Here is a 23,042-nt window from a genome sequence, read left to right on the forward strand (position 1 = left end):
CCCCCGCCCCCGTTCTCCTCGCGCTTGCCCGCCGTCTCCGGCCCCCCGCCGCCCCCCACCCTCGACTCTACGAAGACGCATCGCGCGCAATCAGAACAACGGCCGCAGAATCAGCTCCAGCCCTAGCAGCAGCAGGAACCCAAGGAAACACGCGCGGAACACCCGTGCGCTGATGCGCTGGCGGATCACCTGCCCCAACCACATGCCCAGCAGTGCCGGCACAACTGCCAATGCGCTCAGGCCCAGCTGCTGCACACCAAACGCACCGTTGATCACCAAGCCGGTGGTCAACGAAATGGTCGACACGGTGAACGCCAGGCCCAGCGCCTGCACCAGCTCCTCGCGCTGCATGCCCAGCGACTGCAGGTAAGGTACCGCTGGCATTACGAACACACCGGTGGCGCCGGTCACCACGCCGGATATCGCACCCACCAGCGGCCCCAGCCAGCGCTCGCGCCGCTGCGGCACGCGGAACACCGGCGCCACCAGCGCGTACAGCGCATACACAACCAGCGCCACACCGAGGGCAACGCGCGACCAGGTGCGATCCACCCGCACCAGCAGCGCGGCCGAACCCAGCGTCACCACCACCACCGCCAGCATCATCGGCCACAGCCGCCGCACGGTCGGGCACAGCGAGGGGCCGGACAGCAGCTGCCACGCGTTGGTGACAAAGGTGGGAATGAACAGCATCGAGGCCGCCGCCACCGGCGACAGCGCACCACCGAGCAGGCCCATCGCCACCGTCGGCAACCCCATGCCTGTCACGCCCTTGACCACGCCGGCCAGCACGAACACCACCACCAGCATCCCATAGAAATACATCGTCTCGTTCATGCCGCCATTGGAGCGGGCCCGACACAGGCGCACAATGCGGTCTTGCCGCCACAGCCTTCGGACCAGCCGAAGGCAGGCTCGACCGGAGCACTCAAAATGCGGATGGACATCGCCGACCTGCGCCTGTTCCTGGCCGTGGCCGATGCCGGCAGCATCACCGCCGGCGCAGCGCTGGCCAACCTGGCACTGGGCTCGGCCAGCGAACGCCTGCGCGCGATCGAAGCCGATGCCGGTACGGCACTGTTGAACCGGCATCCGCGCGGGGTCAGCATGACCGAAGCCGGCGCCGCCCTCGCCCATCACGCACGGCTGATCCTGCAGCAGCAGGCGCAGCTGCGCGGCGAGATGGACGCCTTCGCCCACGGTGCGCGCGGCACCCTGCATCTGTATGCCAACACCGCGGCGCTGACCAACTACCTGCCCTCGCGGCTGGCGCCCTGGCTGGCGCAGCGCCCGCGCCTGCACGTGGAGCTGCACGAACGCACCAGCACCGATGTCGTGCGCGCACTCGCTGCTGGCCAGGCCGAGGCAGGCATCATCAGCGATGCCGTACCGGCCGACGGCCTGCAGCGGCACGTAGTATCCGAAGACCCGCTGGTGATGCTGCTGCCCGCCGGCCACCGCTTCGCGTCGCAACGCGCGCTCGACTTCGTTGACGTGCTGGGCGAGACCTTCGTCGCCCTGGCCGATGGCAATGCACTGCAGACCTACGTGGAGGAACTCGCAGGCGAGGCAGGACGCCGGCTCGATGTGCGCATCCGCATGAAAACGTTCGAAGGCCTGTGCACGATGGTCGGCCATGGCATCGGCGTGGGCATCGTGCCGAAGACGATCGCGCGTCAGCATCGGCGCAGCACGCACACCATTGCGATACCACTCGCCGATGCCTGGGCGCAGCGCCGCCTGTGCGCGTGCTTCGCCGACTGGACGCGGCTGTCACCGGCGATGCGCAGCCTGCTGCTGCACCTCGGTGTACCGCCACAGAAAAAAGCGTGAAATGTTGTTGACACATCCTCAGTGGTTCCCCATAATTCGTCTCCTGAGTCGCCCAGGTGGCGGAATTGGTAGACGCACTAGCTTCAGGTGCTAGCGGGGGCAACTTCGTGGAGGTTCGAGTCCTCTCCTGGGCACCATGACTCAGCAAATGATCAAACCCGCGAAAGCGGGTTTTTTCATGTCCGGCGTTCGGGAATTACGCGGCTGCCTGGCCCATCCACGCACGGCGTGGATCTACTGCATCGTTAAACCCGCGCATGCTTTTTTTCAATCTGCCGCGGGCTGGTCTTCGCTTTGATTGTCGCCTCCAGCACGGCACGACAGATGCCCGGTCGCGTGAAGACAGACCGTGCGCGCTTCAAGCCGGCGTGCGGAGGAGACCTATCGCACGTTCTTCATGGTTTCGTATTTTTCCTACGCGAAATTCCCTGCGCTCCCGTCGTGGAACAGGCAAATTCCTTGCTGCAGGTTGCCCGGCCCCATCGTGATGATCCGCTTCCTGCACCCCTGTTCCGTGCAAAGGAGTCGTCATGCCGCGCATCACCTGCCCCCACTGTCACACCGCGTCGAACCACGGTGTCCACGTCTGCATCGGATGCCAGGCAGAAGTGCATTACGGCCCGCCCAAGGGTGCCGGCACCGCCGTTGTGATTGCGGCCATCGTGTGCGGCTCGTTCGCAGGAACCTACCTGCAGGCGGCGGGCTGGATCGTTGGCGTCGTCGTTCTCGCAGGTGGCATCTGGTTCCTCCCCCGCGTCTTCCGCGACCGTGCTGTGTTCAAGCGGATCTACCGCACGCGATGAGAGGGATACGTGCAGCCGCAGCCCGGCCCGCAAACACAAACCCCGCCTTCCGGCGGGGTGTGTGCATTGTGTAGAGGCATTCCGCGGAGAAGCCGCCGGGCATGGCCAGGCGCTACCGCGTCAATGCCCGCCGGCAGATGCCGCACCGGCACCGGCGCCGAACGGCGGCTTGGCCAGCCACAGGAACGCGATGATCGCCAGGAACGTCCAGCCCAGCAGGTAGAAAATGTCGTTGAACGCCATCTGCGAGGCTTGGTGGTTGATCATGTTGTTCAGCACCGCTGCGCCGTGTTGCAGGTCGCCCTGCCCCATCGCCGCCACCTGGTCCTGCATGCCCGGCTGGTAGGCCGAGATGTGTTCGGTCAGATCGGCATGGTGCACCTGGGTGCGACGTGCCCACAGCCAGGTGGTCAGCGATGCAGCGAAGCTGCCGCCCAGCGTACGCAGGAAGGTGGCCAGGCCCGAACCCGCGGCGATCTCGCGACCGTCCAGGTCCGACAGCAGGATCTGCAGCACCGGCATGAAGAACAACGCCACGCCAATACCCATGATCAGCTGCACGCCGGCCACGTGCGCGTAGTCCACCTGCAGGTTGAAGTCCGAGCGCATGAAGCTGGTCAACGACAGGAACACGAAGGCGAACGAAGCGATCATGCGCATGTCGAAGCGCGAGGCGTACTTGCCCACGAACGGCGTCATGATCACCGGCAGGATGCCGATCGGCGCCGTCGCCAGGCCCGCCCAGATGGCGGTGTAGCCCATGTCACGCTGCAGCCACTGCGGGATCAGCAGCGACACGCTGAAGAACGCCGCATAGGCCACCACCATCGCCAGCGTGCCGGCGCGGAAATTACGGTGACGGAACAGCTTCAGGTCGACGATCGGATCCTTGTCGGTCAATTCCCAGATCAGGAACACCGCCAGCGCCACCACGGCAACGCAGGCCAGCACCACGATCTTTGTCGAGGAGAACCAGTCTTCGTCGTTGCCCAGGTCGAGCACCAGCTGCAGCGCGCCCACGCCGATCACCAGGGTGATCAGGCCGACGTAGTCCATCTTCGGCTTTTCGATCTGCTCCGGGCGCCCCTTCAGCTGGTTGCCCACCACCAGCGCGGCGAACACGCCCAGCGGCACGTTGATCAGGAAGATCCATTCCCAGCTGTAGTTGTCGGTGATCCAGCCACCGAGGATGGGCCCGCAGATCGGCGCCACCACGGTGATCATCGCCAGCAGCGCCAGCGCCTGCCCTCGCTTCTCGCGTGGGTAGATCGACACCAGCAGCGACTGGGTGATCGGGTACATCGGCCCGGCCACGAAGCCCTGCAGCGCACGCGACAGCACCAGCATGCCCATGCTCTGCGCAAGGCCGCACAGCAGCGAGGTGATGACGAAGGCCAGGGTGGCCCAGATGAACAGCTTGCGTTCGCCGAAGCGACGGCTGAGCCAGCCGGTCAGCGGCAGCGCGATGGCCGTGCTGACCGCGAACGAGGTGATGACCCACGTCGCCTGCTGCGAACTGGCACCGAGGTTGCCGGCGATGGTCGGCAGCGAGACGTTGGCGATGGTGGTGTCGAGCACCTGCATGAACGAGGCCATCGCCAGGCCGACGGTGCACAGGGCCACGCTGGGCGGCAGGAACCCGGAGGCCGCACCCGGCGCCGCCGGTGCGCCCGGAGTGCCGGGCGCCGCTGGAGCTTGTGCGGACATGTCGACCTCAGCCCGCGTTGGCCTGCTGCGGCAGGTTGCCTTCGATGATCGTGTGGATCACCTCGTCGGCATCATGCAGCTGCTTGGCATACACATCGGTGTCGAACACCGTGCCCTTGGCGGCGGCGGTCGGCAGCACTTCGCCCTTCTGGTCGCGCAGGCTTACTTCGGCCTTCATCGACAGGCCGATCCGCAGCGGATGTTCGGCCAGCTGCTTGGCATCGATGGCGATGCGCACCGGCACGCGCTGCACGATCTTGATCCAGTTGCCGCTGGCGTTCTGCGCCGGCAGCAGCGAGAACGCCGAACCGGTGCCCAGGCCCAGGCTCTGGATGCGGCCCTTGTACTTCACGTCACCGGCGTACAGGTCCGACTCCAGCTCCACTTCCTGGCCCAGGCGCATGTGGCGCAGCTGGGTTTCCTTGAAGTTGGCTTCCACCCACATCTGCTCGGTCGGTACCACGGCCATCAGGGCATTGCCCGGCTGCACGCGCTGGCCAACCTGCACCGAACGACGGGCGACATAACCGGTGACCGGCGCGACGATACCGGCGCGGGCATTGTTGAGGAAGGCCTGGCGCAGCTGTGCGGCGGCGGCCAGCACGTCCGGCTGGGTGGCGATGACGGTGTCATCGACCAGCGCGCGGTTGCGCTCGACGGTCTCGCGCGAACCGGCCACTGCGGCTTCGGCGGCGGCCAGCTCGTCGCGGGCATGGGCCAGTTCTTCGTTGGAGATGGCGCCGGTGGCGGCCAGGTCCTTGCGGCGGGCGAAGTCTTCGCGCACCCGCTTCAGGCTCACCTGCCGGGCGTTCAGGTCAGCCTGCGCGCCCTCCACGCTGCGGTACAGGCCGCGGGTCTGGCGCACGGTCTTGGCCAGGTTGGCTTCGGCCTGCTGCAGGGCGACGGAGGTGTCGGCCGGGTCCAGCTGCACCAGCAGCTGGCCGCGCTCGACGCGCATGCCGTCATCGACGTTGATGGCGACCACGGTGCCGGCCACCAGCGGGGTGATCTGTACCTGGTTGCCCTGCACGTAGGCATCGTCGGTTTCTTCGAACCAACGACCGAACATGAAGTACCACAGCGCCAGTGCGGCAAGCAGCAGCACGACGATGACGAACAGGCCGCGCAGCAGCTTGCCGCGGCGGTTGGGAGCGGCCGGGGCCGCGGTGTCTTGGGTCTGGCTCATGGCGTGGGTCTTCAGGAATGCGAGGAATCGGAATGGGAGGCGATCGGTGCGGCGTCGGCGTCGGTGGGCTGGAAACCACCACCCAGCGCCTTGCTCAGGCGCACCGAGGTCTGCACCTGCTGCGACTGCAGGCCGGCCAACTGCTGCTGCGACTGCAGCAGGATGGACTGCGCGCTGAGCACGTCCAGGTAGCTGCCGATGCCGGCGCGGTAACGCTGCTGGGCCAGATCGAACGCCGCGCGGGCGGTGTCCACCGCCTGCTGCTGCGCCTGCGCCTGCTGGGCCAGCGAACGCAACGCGTTGACCTGGTCGGCCACGTCGCGCAGCGCGTCCAGCACGGACTGGTTGTAGTTGGCCACCGCCAGGTCGTACTGCGCGTCGGTGTTGTCCAGGTTGGCGCGCAGCTTGCCGCCTTCGAAGATCGGCAGGCTCAGCGCCGGGCCAATGTAGGCGAAGGTGGAGCTGCTCTTCAGCAGGTCGCCCACGTTCGGGGCGACCACGCCGGCCAGCGCGGTCAGGTTGAAGCTCGGGTAGAACCTGGTCTTGGCGACCTTGATCTGCTTTTCGGCCGCTTCCACGCGCCAGCGCGCGGCGACGATATCAGGGCGACGGCCGAGCAGCTCGCTGGGCAGCACGCCCGGCAGCTGCAGGGCCAGCGGGTTCAGCGCCTGCGGGCGTTCGATCGACAGGCCACGGTCCGGGCCCTTGCCGACCAGCGCGGCCAGCGCGGTGCGGGCGGCATCGATGCGCTGCTGCGCGGCCAGCAGCTGCTGCTGCGCGGCCGGCACGCGGGCTTCGGACTGGCGCACCTGCAGGTCGCTGTCGATGCCGGCGCTGCGGCGCTGGCGGGTCAGCTCCAGCGACTTCTGCGAGCGCGTCAGTTCCTGCTCGGCCACGTCGTTGAGCTGCCAGGCATAGGCCAGTTCGGTGTAGGCCTGCGCAATGCCGGCGGACAGGTTCAGGCGTGCGGCCTGCGCATCCACGGTCGCTGCGTGCGCGCCGTCAACGGCGGCTTCCCATGCCGCGCGCTTGCCGCCCCACAGGTCAACGCCGTAGCTGAAGTTGAAGGCGACCTGGCTGCTGCCGCCGTAACGGCCACCCAGCTCGTCGCCGAGCATGGATTCGGGCAGGCGCAGGCCGGTGTAGCCACCGGACACCGACAGGCTGGGCAGGCGCTCGGCGCGGCTGGTGCCGACCTGCGACTGGGCCTGGCGCAGGCGCGCATCGGCCGCGTCCAGGCTGGGGTGGCCGGCCAGGCCTTCGCTGATGAGGGCGTCGAGCTGGGGATCGCCCAACGCCTTCCACCAGTCCTGGGCCGGGAAGCCGGTGGCGCTCAGGTCGCTGTCGGCCAGCGTGCGCTCGCTGTGCAGGCTGTCCACGTCGAGCACGTGGCCCTGCGGGTTCAGGCCACGGCTGCTGGCGCAGGCGGCCAGGGCCAGGGCCAGCGCTGAAACCAGCAGCGCGCGCCCGGACCGGCGGAGAGTGGGATGCGGGATCGGGTTCATGGGGTCGTCAGGGAATCGCGGATTCGGGTCAGGAGGGACAGCAGCAGCGTGCGTTCGTCGGCAGACAGGTCGCGCAGGGCGAAATCCATCACCGCGTCGCCGCGCTTCTGCAGGCGCGCCCAGAGGGCACGGCCTTCATCGGTCAGAACGATCTGCAGGGCCCGCCGATCCTGGCTGTGCGGCTCGCGGCGCACGCAGCCCAGGGCTTCCAGCTTGTCCAGCAGGCGGGTCACCGCGCTGGGCACCTGGTCGATGGCCTGGGCCAGTTCGTTGGCGGTGCACGGGGCCATGCGGGCCAGCAGCTTCAGGCCGATGTAATGGGTGAAGCCGATGCCGAGGTCTTCTTCGGCCATGGACGCGTCGAGCTGGCGGACCAGGCCGTCGCGCACCTGGCGCAGCAGCAGGCCGAAGCTGGGGGGGTTGGAGGACGGACAGATCATGGGGGAGCATTTTCTTCCAAAAAAAATATTTCTCAATGGAAATATTCGATCTGGCATCGAATGCTGTGTTGCAGCAACGGGTTCGATCAGTGAAGGCGCTACCTTAATGGCCGCCTGAACTGGCCCGGTAGTACAATCCAGCCAATGAATGTCACATTCCAGCCACCTCCGCCGGTCATAACGGCAGGTGAACCGGGCCCGCCCACCCTCCTCCGCGAGGTCGCGATGGACTGGTTCGAGCGCAACGATGGCCCGCCGGTCATCGGTTTCCGCTTCGACAGCCCGCAGGGCCTGGCCCGCGAAGTGGACTGGCACCACCACGCCCGCGCCCAGCTGATCTATGTCGAGCGCGGCCTGCTGACCACCCGCACCTCGCACGGCACCTGGTCGCTGGCACCGGGTTCGGCCGGCTGGATGCCGCCGCTGGAACCGCACACGGTCAGCCTGGATGGCCCGATGCGTGGCTGGGGCATGGCCCTGGCCGCGCCGGCCTGCGTCGAGCTGCCCTCCGACCCCTGCGTGCTGGGGCTGTCCAAGCTGGCCCAGGCGGTGGCCGAGCGCATCTGCGAATGGCCGCTGGACTACGTCCCCTGCGACGACCGCGAGCATATCCTCAGCGTCATGCGCGACGAGATCCGCACCGCGCCGCGCCAGCGCATGCACCTGCCGATGCCGCGCGACCGCCGCCTGCTGAAGATCGCCTCGCAGCTGCTGGCCGAGCCCTCCGACGAGCGCAGTCTGGCCGAATGGGCGCACTGGGCCGGCCTGTCGCCGCGCAGCCTGACCCGCCACTTCCGCGACGAGACCACCCTGAGCTTCGCCCAGTGGCGGCAGCAGGCCCGGCTGGCCGAGGCCCTGCGCCAGCTCAGCGAGGGCCGCAGCGTGGCCGATATCGCCCACGCACTGGGCTTCAGCAGCGCCAGCGCCTTCGTCACCGTGTTCCGCCGCCACTTCGGCCTGCCACCCGGGCGCTACCTGGCACGGGTCGGCCATGGCCTGGAACCGGGGCTGGATCCCGCACGTGGCTTGGCATCCCCCGCCGCATCCGGATAATCAGTGCATTGAGAGCGCCGACCGCCGTCTTCGCCTCCCGACATAGGTAACAACGCCGCATGACCGAACCTGCCCGCCCCGTATTCCACGGTTTCGAACAACTGCCGCTGCGCGAGTACGCCGAACGCGCCTACCTCGACTATTCGATGTACGTGGTGCTCGACCGTGCCCTGCCGTTCATCGGCGACGGCCTGAAGCCGGTGCAGCGCCGCATCATCTATTCGATGAGCGAGCTGGGCCTGAATGCCGCGTCCAAGCCGAAGAAGTCCGCGCGCACCGTCGGTGACGTGATCGGTAAATACCACCCGCATGGCGACAGCGCGTGCTACGAGGCGCTGGTGCTGATGGCGCAGCCGTTCTCCTACCGCTACCCGCTGATCGAGGGCCAGGGCAACTTCGGCTCCAGCGACGACCCGAAGTCGTTCGCGGCGATGCGCTACACCGAATCCAAGCTGACCCCGATCGCCGAAGTGCTGCTGGGCGAGCTCGGCCAGGGCACCACCGACTGGGCGCCGAACTTCGACGGCACCCTGCAGGAACCGACCTGGATGCCGGCGCGCCTGCCGCACCTGCTGCTCAACGGCACCACCGGCATCGCCGTGGGCATGGCCACCGACGTGCCGCCGCACAACCTCAACGAGATCGTCAGCGCGCTGCTGCACCTGCTGGACGATCCCGATGCCAGCGTGCGCGACCTGTGCGAGCACGTGAAGGGCCCGGACTACCCTTCGACCGCCGAGATCATCACCCCGGCCAACGACCTGCGCACGATGTACGAGACCGGCAACGGCAGCGTGCGTGCGCGTGCGACCTTCACCAAGGAAGCGAACAACGTGGTGGTCACCGCGCTGCCGTTCCAGGTGTCGCCGTCGAAGGTGATCGAGCAGATCGCCGCGCAGATGCGCGCCAAGAAGCTGCCGTGGCTGGAAGACGTGCGCGATGAATCCGACCACGCCAACCCGGTGCGCGTGGTGCTGGTGCCGCGCTCCAACCGCGTCGACGCCGACCAGCTGATGGGCCACCTGTTCGCCACCACTGACATGGAGCGCAGCTACCGCATCAACCTCAACGTGATCGGGCTGGACGGCCGTCCGCAGGTGAAGAACCTGAAGATGCTGCTCAGCGAATGGCTGGCCTTCCGCAGCACCACCGTCACCCGCCGCCTGCAGCACCGCCTGCAGAAGGTCGAGCGCCGCCTGCACCTGTTGGAAGGCCTGCTGGTGGCCTTCCTCAACCTGGACGAGGTGATCCACATCATCCGTACCGAGGACGAACCGAAGGCAGCGCTGATCGCGCGCTTCGGCCTGTCCGAAGACCAGGCCGAGTACATCCTGGAAACCAAGCTGAAGCAGCTGGCCCGCCTGGAAGAGATGAAGATCCGCGGCGAGCAGGACGAGCTGGCCAAGGAGCGCGAGAAGATCCTCGGCATCCTCGACAGCAAGGCCAAGCTGAAGAAGCTGATCCGCGACGAACTGACCGCCGACGCCAAGAAGTTCGGCGACGCGCGTCGTTCGCCGCTGGTGCAGCGCCAGGCCGCGCAGGCCATCGACGAAACCGAGCTGGTGCCGAGCGAGCCGATGACCGTCGTGCTGTCGGAGAAGGGCTGGATCCGCGCGGCCAAGGGCCACGACATCGATGCGGCCACCCTGTCCTACCGCGATGGTGATGCCCTGCAGGGTTCGGTGCGCGCGCGCAGCACCCAGCAGGTCGCCTTCCTGGACAGCGAAGGCCGCGCCTACTCGACGCCGGTGCATACCCTGCCCTCGGCGCGTGGCAATGGTGAACCGCTGACCGGCCGCTTCTCGCCGGCACCGGGCACCAGCTTCGTGACCCTGGCCAGCGCCGAGCCGGATACCCGCTTCGTGCTGGCCTCCAGCCACGGCTATGGCTTCGTCACCCGCTTCGAGAACCTTATCGGCCGCAACAAGGCCGGCAAGGCGATGCTGAACCTGTCGTCCGGTTCCTCGGTGCTGACCCCGTCGGCCGTGGCCAACGTGGCCACCGACCGCATCGTGGCGGTGACCAGCTCCGGCAACCTGCTGGCGATCGCCGCCAACGACCTGCCGGAACTGGACAAGGGCAAGGGCAACAAGATCATCGAGATCCCCAAGGCCAAGCTGGCCACCGAGCGGGTCGTGGCGATCGTGTCGATCAGCCCCGGCCAGACCCTGCAGGTGCGCAGCGGCCAGCGCACCATGGGTTTGAAGTTCAACGAGCTCGACGCCTACCTCGGCGCCCGCGCCACCCGCGGCCACCTGCTGCCGCGCGGCTGGCAGAAGGTGGAAGGGTTGTCAGTGGAATGACGGGGAACGGGGGTCAGAGCCGTTTTCGTTGAAAACGGATCTGACCCCGGACACCGCCCCTGGTAGGTGTCAACCTTGGTTGACACGCCTTGCCTGACGTCAGACACGAAAAAGCCGGGGATTCCCCGGCTTTTTCGTGTGTCGGCTGGCGGGCGGTGGAGCGGCTGGCTGGCGAAGGCTGGCTCGCGGTGCTCCGGTGCTGGCGGGCGACGTTGCTTGGTGCAGCGGGTAGAGCCGACCGTTGGTCGGCTGCTTTCTGCCTCTGGTAGAGCCGACCGTTGGTCGGCTGCTGTTTGTAGAGCAGCCGACCAAAGGTAGTCTCTACAAAAGCGCGGCGCCGGCTCAGTGCGCCGGGGCACCGTTGCCGTCGATCTTGCTCAGCTGGTACAGCTCTAGGCCGATGCGCTTGATCAGGCCCAGCTGCTGTTCCAGCCACCAGGCGTGGTCTTCCTCGGTGTCCTTCAACTGCGCCAGCAGCATGTCGCGGCTCACGTAGTCGCCCTTCTCCTCGCACAGCTTCATGCCAGCGGCGAGATTGTTCCGAACGGCGTATTCAGTATCGAGATCCTTCTGCAGCATCTCTTCCACCGTCTTGCCCGGCTCGGTGGCATGCGGGCGCATGTCCGGGTCGCCGCCCAGGAACAGGATGCGGCGCAGCAGCGCGTCGGCGTGCTGGGTTTCTTCTTCCATCTCGTGGTTCAGGCGTTCGTACAGCGCGAACAGGCCCTGGTCCTCGTAGCGGCGGGAATGGATGAAGTACTGGTCACGGGCAGCAAGCTCGCCGCGCAGCAGTTCCTTCAGGCAGGCGATGACGTCCGGGTTGCCTTTCATGGGGGTGCTCCTGTGGATCGATGCGGCATAGGGTGCCGCATTTCAAAATACGGTGATCTAATCGGAATCAGTCGCAGTTGCGCCTGCGGCTACAATCCCCCCTCGAGTGCCGTAAGGACCTGCAATGCGACGTACCTGGCGTTGGATACTGGCAGTGCTCATCGCCATCGTGCTGGTCACCGCACTGGTCCTGTGGCTGCTGCTGCGCGGCAGCCTGGCCGAGCTGGAAGGCGAGCAGGCCCTGCCCGGGCTGGCCGCACCGGTCAGCGTCGAGCGTGACGCGCTGGGCGTGGTCACCATCACCGCCGGCAGCCAGGCCGATGCCATGCGCGCGCTCGGCCACGTGCATGCGCAGGAACGCTATTTCGAAATGGACCTGATGCGCCGCAGTGCCGCAGGTGAACTGTCGGCGCTGTTCGGGCCTGTAGCCATCGACGCCGACAAGCGCATGCGCGTGCACCGGCTGCGCGCGCGCACCGAGGCGCACCTGGACGAGGCACTGGGCGACAACCCGCAGGCCGTGCGCGCCTACGTGGACGGTGTCAACGCAGGCCTGGCCGATCTGTCGGTGCGGCCCTGGGCCTACCTGCTGCTGCGGCAGTCACCCGCGCCCTGGCAGGCCAGCGACAGCGTGCTGGCCGGGCTGGCCATGTATGCCGACCTGCAGGACCCGGACAACCAGAACGAACTGGCGCTGGCGCGCATCCGCGACGTGGTGCCGCCGGCCCTGCACGCACTGCTGTCCCATGATGGCAGCAGCTGGGACGCGCCGCTGCAGGGCGAGCCGCGCGGTGATGCACAGCTGCCCGATGCCGCGCAGCTGGACCTGCGCTCGCTGGCCGCCGCACCCGCGGCGCCTGCCGCCGAGGTCGATGCGGTCGGCAGCAACAACTTCGCCGTGGCCGGTGCGCTCACCGCCGATGGCCGCGCCATCATTGCCGACGACATGCACCTGGCCCTGCGCGCACCCAGCCTGTGGTTCCGCGTACGCCTGCGCTACCCGGACCCGAAAGCACCCGGCGGCCAAGTCGACGTCAGTGGCTTCTCGCTGCCCGGCGTACCGGCGGTCATCGTGGGCAGCAACGGGCATATCGCGTGGGGCTTCACCAACAGCTACATCGACACCGCCGACTTCCGCCGCGAACCGGCCAATGCGGCGGTGACGGTGCACGAAGAACGCATTGCGGTAGCAGGCCAGGGCGACGTCGTGTTGCCGGTGCGCGAAACCGCCTGGGGTCCGATCCTGCACACCCATGCCGACGGCAGCGGTGACGCCCTGCGCTGGGTCGCCCACCTGCCCGGCGCGGTGCGCATGGATTTCGCGGACATGGCCCGCGCCGGCGACCTCGACCAGGCACTGGCAACGGCCGACCACGCGGGCATTCCCGCGCAAAACCTGGTGATCGGCGACCGCAGCGGGCGCATCGCCTGGCGGCTGGTCGGTGCGCGCCCGGACCGTGGCCCCGGCTGCGTGCCGCAGGGCTTCAACACCGCGCAGATCAGCACGGACTGCGCGCCGTGGCCGATCCGCAGCGATGCCGCACCGGCCCTGGTCGATCCGCCGGGGCAACGCCTGTGGACCGCCAACAGCCGCGTGGTCGACGATGCCACCCTGGCCGTGGTCGGCAATGCCGGCTATGACCTGGGCGCGCGCGGCCAGCAGATCCGCAACCTGCTGGCCACCCAGGACCGCTTCGACGAGCACGACCTGCTGGCAATCCAGCTGGACGACCGTGCGGTGTTCCTGCAGCGCTGGTGGGTGCTGCTGCACGAAACCGCCGAGCACAGCGACGATCCGTCATTGAAGCACCTGGCTGCCGCCAGCGAACACTGGGACGTGCGTGCCTCGGCCCATTCAACCAGCTACCGCATCGTGCGCGGTTTCCGCGGCGACGTGCTGGATGCCATCGAGAGCGCGCTGCTGGCCCCTGCCAAGGCCAGGCTGGGCGACGACTACCTGCCGCCGCGGCTTGCGCAGCTGGAAGGTGTGGTCTGGCCGATGCTGGAACAGCGCCCGGCCAACCTGCTGCCGCCGGGCGTGGACAGCTGGGACGCACTGCTGGCCAAGGCCGCGCGCACCCTCGAAGCCGACCTTGAAAAGCAGGGGCCGCTGCAGCAGCGCACCTGGGGCGAGCGCAACGTCGCCGACATCTGCCACCCGGTCTCGCGTGCCCTGCCCGCCTTCACCCGCCGCTGGCTGTGCATGCCCGCCGATCAGCTGCCCGGTGACCGCGACATGCCGCGCGTGCAGGGGCCGAGCTTCGGCGCTTCGCAGCGCATGGTGGTCTCGCCGGGCCACGAAGCCGACGGCATCGTGCACATGCCCGGCGGCCAGAGTGGCCACCCGCTGTCGCCCTATTGGGGCGCCGGCCACGAAGACTGGGTGCATGGCCGCCCCACCCCGTTCCTGCCGGGCAAGGCGCAGCATGTGCTGAAGCTCGTGCCGGCGCGGTAAATGTAGCGCCGAGCCCATGCTCGGCTGCCTTGCCGCGAAGCCGAGCGTAGGCTCGGCTCTACAGCAGGGTCAGAGGTAGCGCCGGGCCATGCCCGGCGACGCACTCTCCATCCGCGCGGCGCGCTCGCCGGGCATGGCCCGGCGCTACCCGAGCAGGCCTTGCGGCGCTCGATCAGGTTCAACAGCGGGCCGGTCATCGCCGTGGTCACCAGGGCCATGATCACCAGCACCGCGAACAGGCGGTCGCCGAGCAGGCCCAGCTCATAGCCCAGGTTGAGCACGATCAGCTCCATCAGGCCACGGGTGTTCATCAACGCCCCCAGGCGCCAGGCCTCGCGGTTCTCCATGCCGGTGCTGCGCGCGGCACTCCAGGTGCCCAGCAGCTTGCCAGCGGTCGCCACCACGATCACCACCGCGCACAGCAGCAGATCGCTGCTCTGCAACGCATCGGCGCGCATGCGCAGGCCGGTCATGGCGAAGAACAGCGGCAACAGCAGGGTCGCGGCGAAGGGTTCGACCCTGGCCACCAGCAGGTCGCGCAGCTGCGTGTTGGAGGACACCGCCACGCCGGCTGCGAACGCGCCGAACAGCGCGTGGATGCCCAGCACCTCAGTGACCAGCGCACTGGCCAGTGACAGCAGCAGGATGCCCAGCAGCCAGCGACCCTCGCGCCCCGGGGCAATCTGCTGGCGGGCGAACCACGGCTTCACCGCCCCCAGCATCAGCGCGATGAACAGCACCACGCAGACCAGGTTCACGCTGGCCGACAGCCAGCCGGTCGCCTGCGCGGCGGCCACGATCAGCGCCAGCATGCACCACGCCGTGGCGTCGCCCAGCGCTGCACAGGCGATCGAGGTCTGCCCCAGCGGGGTCTGCGTGATGCCCCTGTCGGCAAGGATGCGCAGCAGCACCGGGAAGGCGGTGATGCTCATGGAAATGCCGACGAACAGCGCGAAGGCAGTGAAACCGACGCCCTGCGGGCCGTGCTCGGGATACAGCCAGACGGCCAGAGCCACGCCCAGCGCGAACGGCAATGCGATGCCGGCATGGCTGACGGTGAAGGCGAATGTGCGGCGGCCGCGCAGCGCGCCGAGGTCGAGTTCGGCACCGGCCACCAGCAGGAACATCAGCACGCCCAGCTGGCTGAGCATGCCCAGCGGCCCCAGCGACGCAGCCGGGAACAAGGCACCATGCAGCTGTGGCAGCAGGCTGCCCAGCACCAACGGGCCCATCATCAGGCCGGCCGCCATTTCGCCGATCACCGCCGGCTGGCCAAAATACTTCAGCAGGGCGCCCGCGCCCTTGGCCACCAGCAGCAGCACCAGCAGCTGCAGCAGGAACAGGCCCAGCGGCGAGGACAGGTGGTGGGCCCAATCACTGCCGACCACGGCTTGGGCCTTGGCCGCGACCGACGGCACGCCCGGCCCGGCATAACGCGCCAGCGCCAGGCCGATCGCCAGCGGAACCGCCGCCCACGCCAGGTAACGCCAACCCCATTTCATCGGCGGCACGCTGCCCCCGGTCTGTACGTCCATGAACATTCCCCAATGTGCAGGGGGCCGATGATACGTCCTTCGCCGCGCGCCCGCCGGGCATGGCCCGGCGCTACCGGGGAAGGTAACGCTGGGCCGTGTCCGGCGGAATCATTCTTCGGTAGCACCGGGCCGTGCCCGGCGCAGACGTCAGGCCAGGGCCTGCTCGTGGACGCCGGCGATGGCACGGCCGGACGGATCGGCGGCTGCAGCAAAGCTCGCATCCCAGGCGATGGCGGCCGGCGATGAACAGGCGATCGACTTGCCGCCCGGCACGGTTTCCGCCGCGGCACGGCTCGGGAAGAACTGCTCGAACAGGTGGCGGTAGTAGTACGCCTCCTTGGTCTGCGGCGGGTTGTGCGGGAAGCGCTTGTCAGCCGCCGCCAGCACGCGGTCGCTCACCTGCGCCTCGGCGTGCGCCTTCAGGCCATCGATCCAGCCGTAGCCGACGCCATCGCTGAACTGCTCTTTCTGCCGCCACAGGATGCTGTCAGGCAGGTAGCCATCGAAAGCTTCGCGCAGCACCGCCTTTTCGATACGGCGGCCACCGAAGCCGGCGCCGACCATCTTGTGCGCGGCGTCGAAGCGCATCGCCACATCGAGGAACTCGCGGTCGAGGAACGGAACGCGCGGCTCCACACCCCAGGCCATCATCGACTTGTTGGCGCGCAGGCAATCGTAGTTGTGCAGGGCATCGAGCTTGCGTACCAGCTCTTGGTGGAATTCGCGCGCATCCGGTGCCTTGTGGAAGTACAGGTAGCCACCGAAGATCTCGTCGCTGCCCTCACCGGACAGCACCATCTTCACCCCCATCGCCTTGATGCGGCGGGCCAGCAGGAACATTGGTGTCGATGCACGAATGGTGGTGACGTCGTAGGTTTCGATGTGGCGGATCACTTCCGGCAGCACGTCCAGGCCTTCCTCGAAGCTGTATTCGAAACCGTGGTGGACGGTGCCCAGCGCTTCGGCAGCGATGGCGGCAGCGGCCAGGTCGGGCGAGCCCTTGAGCCCAATCGCGAACGAGTGCAGGCGCGGCCACCAGGCTTCAGTCTGGCCGCCATCCTCGATGCGGCGGCGTGCGTAACGTGCGGCCACGGCGGCCACCAGTGAGGAATCCAGGCCACCGGACAGCAGCACGCCGTACGGCACGTCGCTCATCAGCTGGCGCTCGACCGCCTGTTCGAAGGCCTGGCGCAGTTCGGCCAGGTCGGCCTGACGGCCTTCCACGTCGGCGTATTCGCGCCACGGCTGCTGGTAGTAGCGCACCAGTTCACCGCTGGCGCTGTCGTAGTAGTGGCCCGGCGGGAACTGCGCGACGTCGGCGCAGGAATCCACCAGCGCCTTCATTTCCGAGGCCACGCGCAGGCGCCCCTGCGCATCGTGGCCCCAGTACAGCGGCACCACGCCGATCGGGTCGCGCGCCACCAGCACGCGGCCGGCATCGCGGTCCCACAGGGCGAAGGCGAAGATGCCGTTGAGCTGTTCCAGCCACTGCGCCGGCGCACCGCCCTGGCGGTACAGGGCGTTGATCACTTCGCAGTCCGAACCGGTCTGGAAGTCATACGCGGTGGCCAGCGTGGCCTTCAGGGCCTGGTGGTTGTAGATCTCGCCGTTGACCGCCAGGGCCAGCTGGCCGTCGGCCGACAGCAGCGGCTGCGAGCCGCCGGCAGGGTCGACGATGGCCAGGCGCTCGTGGACCAGCAGCGCGCCCTCGTCCAGGTACACGCCGCTCCAGTCCGGGCCGCGATGGCGCTGCCGCTGCGACAGTTCCAGCGCGTGGCGGCGCAGGGCGGGAAGATCGTCACCGGCCTGCAGGCCGAAGATTCCGAAGATCGAACACATGGGTGGCGCTCCTGTTGTGGGGGATGACACGGGGGGAAGGTGTTCGACCGGCCAACCAGGCCCGGGAGGGCTGCGCCCGGGCACAAAAAAACCCGCATCAGCCGATGCGGGTTTTCTGGTGTCCGGGCGTATGTTGCTGTCTATCTACCCAGGGCGCAGTCCCGCATCGGCCGCGCACGATTGTTCATGCGCAGATTATTGCGGTTGGTATTGTTGACGGCGGTGGCCAGGTGGATCGACATGGCACTGACCGTATCGCGGTTTTTGGGGCCGTGCAACAGTTGCGTTGGCAACCAGGTGCGTGCCGCCGGGCATGGCCCGGCGCTACCGTAGGGTGGTGGCTAGCGCCGGGCCATGCCCGGCGTCAGCCCTCACGCCAGCAGGCGCTCCACCAGCCGCTGGTACAGGCCCGGCAGGGCCTCCAGCTCGTCCACGCGCACGTTCTCGTCCACCTGGTGGATGCTGGCGTTGACCGGCCCCACTTCGATGCACTGCGCACCCAGCGGTGCGATGAAGCGCGCATCGGAGGTGCCACCGCCAGTGCTCTCTTCGGGGGCACGGCCGATGTGTTCAGCCAGCACCGCGCGCGCGGCCGCACGCAGCGGGCCTTCCGGGGTATAGAACGGCTCGCCGCTGCGGTGCCACTTCAGCGTGTACTGCAGGCCGTGCCGGTCCAGCAGCGCGCTGATCTCCGCTTCCAGCCTCGGCGCATCCCAGTGCGGGTTGTAGCGGATGTTGAAATCCACCTCCAGCTCGCCGGGAATCACGTTGTTGGCGCCGGTGCCGGCGTGGATGTTGGAGATCTGCAGGCTGGTCGGCGGGAAGCTTTCATAGCCCTCGTCCCAGCGCCGCGCACTCAGTTCGGCCAGGGCCGGCGCCGCCTGGTGGATCGGATTGCGCGCCTTGTCCGGGTAGGCCACGTGGCCCTGCACGCCCTGCACGCGCAGCTTGGCCGACAGGCTGCCGCGGCGGCCGACGCGCAGCAGGTCGCCCAGCGTCGCCGTCGACGAAGGCTCGCCGGTGATGCACCAGTCGATGCGCTGGCCACGCTCGGAGAACAGCCGCGCGACATGGCGCACGCCGTCGATGGCATCGCCTTCCTCGTCGCTGGTGAGCAGCACGGCCAGCGTGCCGGCATGGTCAGGATGCGCGGCCACGAACTGCTCGGCAGCGATGACGAAGGCCGCCACACTGCCCTTCATGTCAGCGGTACCACGGCCGTACAGCACGCCGTCGCGGATCTCCGGGGTGAACGGATCGCTCTGCCACGCCTCGCGCGGTCCCGGCGGCACCACGTCGGTGTGGCCCAGCAGCACTAGCACCGGCGCGCCGCTGCCATGGGTCGCCCAGAGGTTGTCGACCTCGCCCAGGCGCAGGTGTTCGCACTGGAAACCGGCCTGTTGCAGGCGCGCGGACAGCAGCGCCTGGCAGCCCGCATCGTCCGGCGTCACCGACGGCCGCGCGATCAGCTCGCAGGTCAGGTCGAGGACGGCGCTCACGCGCCACCCACGCCGAAGCGTGTCTTGAAGCCGTTGTCACTGAAGCCCTGGCTCACCGTGCCGTCGGCGGTGACCACCAGCGGGCGCTTGATCAGCTGCGGGTATTCGCGCAGCAGCAGCTTCCACTCGGCATCCGATTCAGCGGCCTTGCGGTTGTCCGGCAACTGCCGCCAGGTGGTGGACGATTTGTTGACCATCGCGGCCAGGCCGCCCAGCTGCGCGGCCCACTCCAGCAGGGTCTCCGGGCTGGGCTTGTTGTCGCGGTAGTCGACGAAGGTGTACGGCACGCCGAAGCGGTCCAGCCACTTGGTCGCCTTCTTGCAGGTGTCGCAGTTCTTCAAACCGTAGACGATAGTGCTCATGCCTGCCGCTCCGTCAGTCGGCCAGGCCGCGCAGCAGGTCGTTGACGCTGGTCTTGCTGCGGGTCTTGGCATCGACCTGCTTGACGATCACCGCGCAGTACAGCGAGTGGGTACCGTCCTTGCTCGGCAGCGAGCCGGACACCACCACGCTGTACGGCGGGATGTAGCCGTAGCTGATCTCGCCGGTGGCGCGGTTGTAGATGCGGGTGCTCTGGCTGAGGAACACGCCCATGCCGATCACGCTGTGGTGGCCGACGACCACGCCTTCCACCACTTCCGAACGCGCACCGATGAAGCAGTGGTCTTCGATGATGGTCGGGCTGGCCTGCAGCGGCTCGAGCACGCCGCCGATGCCGGCGCCGCCGGACAGGTGGCAGTGCTGGCCGATCTGCGCGCAGGAACCGACGGTGGCCCAGGTATCGACCATGGTGCCTTCGCCGACGTAGGCGCCGATGTTGGTGAAGCTCGGCATCAGCACCACGTCCTTGCCGAAGTACGTGCCGCGACGGGCGATCGCACCCGGCACCACGCGCACGCCGGCGCGACGGAACTTCGCTTCGTCATAGCCGGCAAAGCGCGATTCGACCTTGTCCCAGAACGGCGCCGGGCGCGCGTCAACCACGGCCATGTCGTTGACACGGAAGTAAAGCAGCACGGCCTTCTTCAGCCACTCGTTGACCTTCCAGCCGCCGTGGCCGTCCGGCTCGGCAACGCGGAATTCGCCGGTTTCCAGGCCATCGATCACCCGGTTGACCAGCGGCCGGGTGGACCCTTCCAGCTCATGCAGGGTCAGCGTGGCGCGGCGCTCGAAGGCGCTTTCGATGCCGAACTTCAGTTCTTCCACGCCCGGCACCGGCGCCTTGCGCAGCGACTTGCGGGCGATGGTTTCGGCGCGTGCGACTTCAGCGCTCTTGGCCGGAGCCTTCTTCGCGACCGGCTTCTTCGCAACAGCAGCCTTCTTCACCGGTGCCTTGGCAGGGGCGGCCTTCTTCGGTGCGGCAGTCTTCTTCGCCGCTGCGCGCTTGGCGGTCGCAGCAGTCTTTTTCACGGGCTTGGTAGCCATCAGGTGGGGTCTCCGGCGTTTCGATCAGGGTCCAGGCAGGCCAGCATTGCCTCATGCAGCTGCTGCCGGGCGGGTTCGGTCAGGGGGAGGTCGTGTTCGTCACTGATCACGAAGGTGTCTTCGGCGCGTTCGCCGAACGTGGCAATGCGCGCGTCATGCACGCGCAGGCCCTGGTTGCGCAGCACGAACGCCACGTCGGCCAGCAGGCCGGGGCGGTCGGGGGCGACCAGGGCGAATCGGGTCGCGCCGGGTTCATCGCGGAACTCGATGCGCGGGGCGAAACGGAAGTGGCGCAGCTGCCGCGGCACCACACGCCGCGACGGGCGCAGCAGGGTCAGGTCGCCACCCAGCGCTTCGCGCAGCGCGGCTTCCAGGTTGGCGCTGCTGCCGTCGGCGAAGGTGTCGGCCGGGCTCACTTCGAAGGTATCGAAAATGGTGTCCGACGGGCCATCCAGCACGCGTGCGCGATGAATGCCGTAGCCCTTGCGGTCCAGGGTCATCACGATCGCAGCGAACAGGCCATCGCGATCCGGCGAGTGCACGAACACTTCCAGCGCGGGGTCATCCACGCTGATCCGCCGCACTTTCACCAGGGTGTGGCCCTGCTTGATCGGCACCAGCGCCGAGGCCTGCCAGGCCAGCTGTTCCGGACGCAAGCGCATGAAGCCCTCGTCGGGCATCACCGCGAACTGGCGGTCGATGGTGGCATCGTCATAGCCCTGCTCGCGTACCAGCGCTCGCACGCTGTCGCGCGCCTCGGCCACGCGCTCGGCGGCCGGCATCGGGTGCTCCAGCCCATCGCGCAGCGCGCGCCGGGTGGCGAAGTACAGATCGGCCAGCAACCGGTCCTTCCATGCGTTCCAAAGCTTGGGGCTGGTGCCGGCGATGTCGGCGCAGGTCAGCAGGTACAGGTAGTCCAGGCGGTCGCGGCTGCCGACCAGGGTGGCGAAGCGATGGATCACCACCGGATCGGCGATGTCCTGCTTCTGCGCGGTCACCGACATGCGCAGGTGCTGCTCGACCAGCCAGGCCACCAGTTCGGTATCGCTGCCGCTCAGTGCATGGGCGTGGCAGAACGCGCGCGCGTCCACCGCCCCCAGCTCGGAATGGTCGCCGCCACGGCCCTTGGCGATGTCATGGAACAGGCCGGCCAGCAGCAGAAGTTCGGGCTTGCGCAGGCGCGGCCAGACTTCGTGGGCGATCGAGAAACGTTCGTCGGCACGGCTGCTGGCGAACAGGCCGATGTTGCGCAGGACCATCAGCGTGTGCTGGTCAACCGTGTAGACATGGAACAGGTCGAACTGCATGCGCCCGCTGACCTGGGCGAAGGCGGGAATCCACTGCCCGAGCACGCCCAGCCGCGCCATGCGTGACAGCGTGTCGACCGGACGCTGGCCGCGCAGCAGGGCCATGAACTGTTCGCGGGCATTGGCATCGGCGCGTTCGTAGGCCGGCAGCAGCGGCAGCGCCTCGGCCAGCGCGCGGGCGGTCAGCGAATGCAGGCCGCGAATCTGCGGGTTGTTGGCCCAGCTCGCGAACAGAGCGAAAACCTGGCCGACGTCACCGCAGGGCCACTCGGCATCGTTGGCGGCCAGGTAGCCGCGGCGCAGCGAAAAGCCCACCGTCAACGGTTCCGGCTGCGCCTCGCCGTCGAACTGCTCCTCGAAGCGCTGCAGCAGGCGGTCACTGATCCGGCGCACCACCAGGGCGGCGCGGTAGAAGCCCTGCATCATCTTCTCGACGCCCAGGTTCTCGGCGTCGTCTGCGAAGCCCAGGCGCGCGGCCAGGGTTTTCTGGTAATCAAAGCGCAGGCGCTCTTCCGGGCGGCGCGCCACCAGATGCAGGCCAAAACGCAGACGTGCAAGCACCGCGCGCTCGCGCTTCAGTGCGGCCGCTTCATCGGCGCCCAGGTGGCCCAGCCCGACCAGCGCTTCCAGGTCACGCACGCCGAAGGCGCGCAGCGCCATCCAGCCCAGCGTGTTGAGGTCGCGCAGGCCACCGGGGCCGTCCTTCAGGTCCGGCTCCAGGTTGTCGGCGGTATCACCGAAGCGCTGGTGGCGGTTGCGCAGCTCTTCCAGCTTGGCCAGGAAGAAGGTGCGTGCCGGCCACAGTTCGCGGTCGTCGACGGCCCCGCGCAGCGCACCCCGGGCAGCCTCGTCGGCCACGATCGGGCGGGCTTCGATCAGTGCGGTCAGCACGGTCTGGTCGGCGGCAGCCTCACGGCACTGCGCCGCCGAACGCACCGCATGGCTGACCGCCAGGCCGCAGTCCCACAGCAGCGCGAACAGCCGCGACAGCCCTGCCTCATGGGCCAGCTGCGCAGGCGCTTCGCCGAACACCAGCAGGTCGATGTCCGAGCGCGGGAACAGCTCGCCGCGGCCGTAGCCACCCACCGCGAACACCGACAGGCCGCTGCCGGTCGGCACGCAGCGCTGCCAGGCCAGGCGGATCAGGTGGTCGGCGGCGCGCGCGCGCAGCGCGATCAGGCGCTCGATGTTGTCGCCCTGGTCGAAGCGGCGGTACAGGCGCGCATCGGCCTGCTGCAGCGCCTGCCGTGCGGCGGACGCCCATTCGGGATCCTCGAGCGAATCGGCCGGCGCATCCAGCAGTGAACCCGCCGGCCGCATC

Annotated in this window: 16 protein-coding genes, 1 tRNA gene and 1 pseudogene; 6 read left to right on the forward strand and 12 right to left on the reverse strand. The window is 68.2% G+C overall.

Translation table 11 applies throughout. The features are described 5' to 3' along the window. Window positions 1-90 precede the first annotated feature (90 nt). Window positions 91-837 (reverse strand): sulfite exporter TauE/SafE family protein, encoded by a 747-nt coding sequence (locus FJU31_RS11635; protein WP_150454885.1) that lies wholly within the window; start codon window positions 835-837, stop codon window positions 91-93. A gap of 96 nt (window positions 838-933) precedes the next feature. Between FJU31_RS11635 and FJU31_RS11640 the strand changes: the two genes are divergently transcribed. From FJU31_RS11640 to FJU31_RS11650, 3 genes are all read left to right on the forward strand, one after another. Further along, window positions 934-1,833 carry a LysR family transcriptional regulator gene (locus FJU31_RS11640; RefSeq protein WP_150454886.1) on the forward strand — a complete coding sequence of 300 codons (900 nt, stop codon included), beginning with the start codon at window positions 934-936 and terminating at the stop codon, window positions 1,831-1,833. A gap of 50 nt (window positions 1,834-1,883) precedes the next feature. Continuing rightward, window positions 1,884-1,970: transfer RNA gene (locus FJU31_RS11645), tRNA-Leu, on the forward strand. Between the two features lie 393 nt (window positions 1,971-2,363). Then, a complete protein-coding gene (locus FJU31_RS11650; RefSeq protein WP_150454887.1) occupies window positions 2,364-2,636 on the forward strand; it encodes a hypothetical protein in 273 nt (90 codons plus the stop codon). A 120-nt stretch (window positions 2,637-2,756) separates the two neighbouring features. On the opposite strand, the gene emrB is transcribed toward FJU31_RS11650, so the two are convergent. From emrB to FJU31_RS11670, 4 genes are read right to left on the reverse strand one after another with little or no spacing between them, the layout of a single operon-like run. After that, window positions 2,757-4,343: a multidrug efflux MFS transporter permease subunit EmrB gene (gene emrB, locus FJU31_RS11655; RefSeq protein ID WP_150454888.1), complete on the reverse strand. Its 1,587-nt coding sequence runs from the start codon at window positions 4,341-4,343 to the stop codon at window positions 2,757-2,759. Between the two features lie 7 nt (window positions 4,344-4,350). Next, window positions 4,351-5,529 carry a multidrug efflux MFS transporter periplasmic adaptor subunit EmrA gene (gene emrA, locus FJU31_RS11660; RefSeq protein WP_150454889.1) on the reverse strand — a complete coding sequence of 393 codons (1,179 nt, stop codon included), beginning with the start codon at window positions 5,527-5,529 and terminating at the stop codon, window positions 4,351-4,353. 11 nt (window positions 5,530-5,540) lie between these two features. Beyond that, on the reverse strand, window positions 5,541-7,034 hold the full coding sequence (gene emrC / locus FJU31_RS11665; protein WP_150454890.1) for a multidrug efflux transporter outer membrane subunit EmrC: 1,494 nt from the start codon (window positions 7,032-7,034) through the stop codon (window positions 5,541-5,543). Further along, window positions 7,031-7,474, reverse strand: a complete 444-nt coding sequence (locus tag FJU31_RS11670) for a MarR family winged helix-turn-helix transcriptional regulator (RefSeq protein ID WP_108746304.1) — start codon at window positions 7,472-7,474, stop codon at window positions 7,031-7,033. Before FJU31_RS11670 ends, emrC begins: the two co-directional genes overlap by 4 nt. 144 nt (window positions 7,475-7,618) lie before the next feature. Here FJU31_RS11670 and FJU31_RS11675 point away from each other — a divergent pair, with 144 nt between their 5' ends. Continuing rightward, on the forward strand, window positions 7,619-8,527 hold the full coding sequence (locus tag FJU31_RS11675) for a helix-turn-helix domain-containing protein (protein ID WP_150454891.1): 909 nt from the start codon (window positions 7,619-7,621) through the stop codon (window positions 8,525-8,527). Between the two features lie 59 nt (window positions 8,528-8,586). Further along, window positions 8,587-10,830, forward strand: a complete 2,244-nt coding sequence (gene parC / locus FJU31_RS11680) for a DNA topoisomerase IV subunit A (protein ID WP_150454892.1) — start codon at window positions 8,587-8,589, stop codon at window positions 10,828-10,830. Window positions 10,831-11,172: 342 nt separating this feature from the next. Here parC and bfr read toward each other — a convergent pair whose 3' ends face one another. Further along, window positions 11,173-11,661: a bacterioferritin gene (gene bfr / locus FJU31_RS11685; RefSeq protein ID WP_004151115.1), complete on the reverse strand. Its 489-nt coding sequence runs from the start codon at window positions 11,659-11,661 to the stop codon at window positions 11,173-11,175. A gap of 124 nt (window positions 11,662-11,785) precedes the next feature. On the opposite strand from bfr, the gene FJU31_RS11690 reads away from it, so the two are divergent. Beyond that, a complete protein-coding gene (locus tag FJU31_RS11690) occupies window positions 11,786-14,116 on the forward strand; it encodes a penicillin acylase family protein (protein WP_150454893.1) in 2,331 nt (776 codons plus the stop codon). A 155-nt stretch (window positions 14,117-14,271) separates the two neighbouring features. Here FJU31_RS11690 and FJU31_RS11695 read toward each other — a convergent pair. The 6 genes and pseudogenes from FJU31_RS11695 to FJU31_RS11720 all read right to left on the reverse strand — a co-directional run. Next, window positions 14,272-15,657 (reverse strand): annotated as a pseudogene (locus tag FJU31_RS11695) (cation:proton antiporter domain-containing protein); the annotation flags it as partial. 141 nt (window positions 15,658-15,798) lie between these two features. Next, window positions 15,799-17,490 (reverse strand): asparagine synthase B, encoded by a 1,692-nt coding sequence (gene asnB / locus FJU31_RS11700; RefSeq protein ID WP_150454894.1) that lies wholly within the window; start codon window positions 17,488-17,490, stop codon window positions 15,799-15,801. A gap of 371 nt (window positions 17,491-17,861) precedes the next feature. Further along, window positions 17,862-18,989 (reverse strand): succinyl-diaminopimelate desuccinylase, encoded by a 1,128-nt coding sequence (gene dapE, locus FJU31_RS11705; protein WP_150454895.1) that lies wholly within the window; start codon window positions 18,987-18,989, stop codon window positions 17,862-17,864. After that, window positions 18,986-19,351, reverse strand: coding sequence for an arsenate reductase (locus FJU31_RS11710; RefSeq protein WP_150454896.1), 366 nt, complete (start codon window positions 19,349-19,351; stop codon window positions 18,986-18,988). The genes dapE and FJU31_RS11710 overlap by 4 nt, the downstream gene beginning before the upstream one ends. Before the next feature lie 13 nt (window positions 19,352-19,364). Continuing rightward, window positions 19,365-20,414: a 2,3,4,5-tetrahydropyridine-2,6-dicarboxylate N-succinyltransferase gene (gene dapD, locus FJU31_RS11715; RefSeq protein WP_150454897.1), complete on the reverse strand. Its 1,050-nt coding sequence runs from the start codon at window positions 20,412-20,414 to the stop codon at window positions 19,365-19,367. Continuing rightward, entirely contained in the window at window positions 20,414-23,041 is a 2,628-nt protein-coding gene (locus FJU31_RS11720; RefSeq protein ID WP_150454898.1) for a [protein-PII] uridylyltransferase, read from the reverse strand. Before FJU31_RS11720 ends, dapD begins: the two co-directional genes overlap by 1 nt. Window position 23,042 lies beyond the last annotated feature (1 nt).

Source organism: Stenotrophomonas cyclobalanopsidis, assembly GCF_008710035.1.
Taxonomy (GTDB): domain Bacteria; phylum Pseudomonadota; class Gammaproteobacteria; order Xanthomonadales; family Xanthomonadaceae; genus Stenotrophomonas; species Stenotrophomonas cyclobalanopsidis.

Bases quoted from the DNA above. Each gene is read 5' to 3' on its own strand.
- FJU31_RS11635 (WP_150454885.1), bottom strand. From the start codon at position 837: ATGAACGAGACGATGTATTTCTATGGGATGCTGGTGGTGGTGTTCGTG.
- FJU31_RS11640 (WP_150454886.1), top strand. From the start codon at position 934: ATGCGGATGGACATCGCCGACCTGCGCCTGTTCCTGGCCGTGGCCGAT.
- FJU31_RS11650 (WP_150454887.1), top strand. From the start codon at position 2,364: ATGCCGCGCATCACCTGCCCCCACTGTCACACCGCGTCGAACCACGGT.
- emrB (WP_150454888.1), bottom strand. From the start codon at position 4,343: ATGTCCGCACAAGCTCCAGCGGCGCCCGGCACTCCGGGCGCACCGGCG.
- emrA (WP_150454889.1), bottom strand. From the start codon at position 5,529: ATGAGCCAGACCCAAGACACCGCGGCCCCGGCCGCTCCCAACCGCCGC.
- emrC (WP_150454890.1), bottom strand. From the start codon at position 7,034: ATGAACCCGATCCCGCATCCCACTCTCCGCCGGTCCGGGCGCGCGCTG.
- FJU31_RS11670 (WP_108746304.1), bottom strand. From the start codon at position 7,474: ATGATCTGTCCGTCCTCCAACCCCCCCAGCTTCGGCCTGCTGCTGCGC.
- FJU31_RS11675 (WP_150454891.1), top strand. From the start codon at position 7,619: ATGAATGTCACATTCCAGCCACCTCCGCCGGTCATAACGGCAGGTGAA.
- parC (WP_150454892.1), top strand. From the start codon at position 8,587: ATGACCGAACCTGCCCGCCCCGTATTCCACGGTTTCGAACAACTGCCG.
- bfr (WP_004151115.1), bottom strand. From the start codon at position 11,661: ATGAAAGGCAACCCGGACGTCATCGCCTGCCTGAAGGAACTGCTGCGC.
- FJU31_RS11690 (WP_150454893.1), top strand. From the start codon at position 11,786: ATGCGACGTACCTGGCGTTGGATACTGGCAGTGCTCATCGCCATCGTG.
- asnB (WP_150454894.1), bottom strand. From the start codon at position 17,490: ATGTGTTCGATCTTCGGAATCTTCGGCCTGCAGGCCGGTGACGATCTT.
- FJU31_RS11710 (WP_150454896.1), bottom strand. From the start codon at position 19,351: ATGAGCACTATCGTCTACGGTTTGAAGAACTGCGACACCTGCAAGAAG.
- dapD (WP_150454897.1), bottom strand. From the start codon at position 20,414: ATGGCTACCAAGCCCGTGAAAAAGACTGCTGCGACCGCCAAGCGCGCA.
- FJU31_RS11720 (WP_150454898.1), bottom strand. From the start codon at position 23,041: ATGCGGCCGGCGGGTTCACTGCTGGATGCGCCGGCCGATTCGCTCGAG.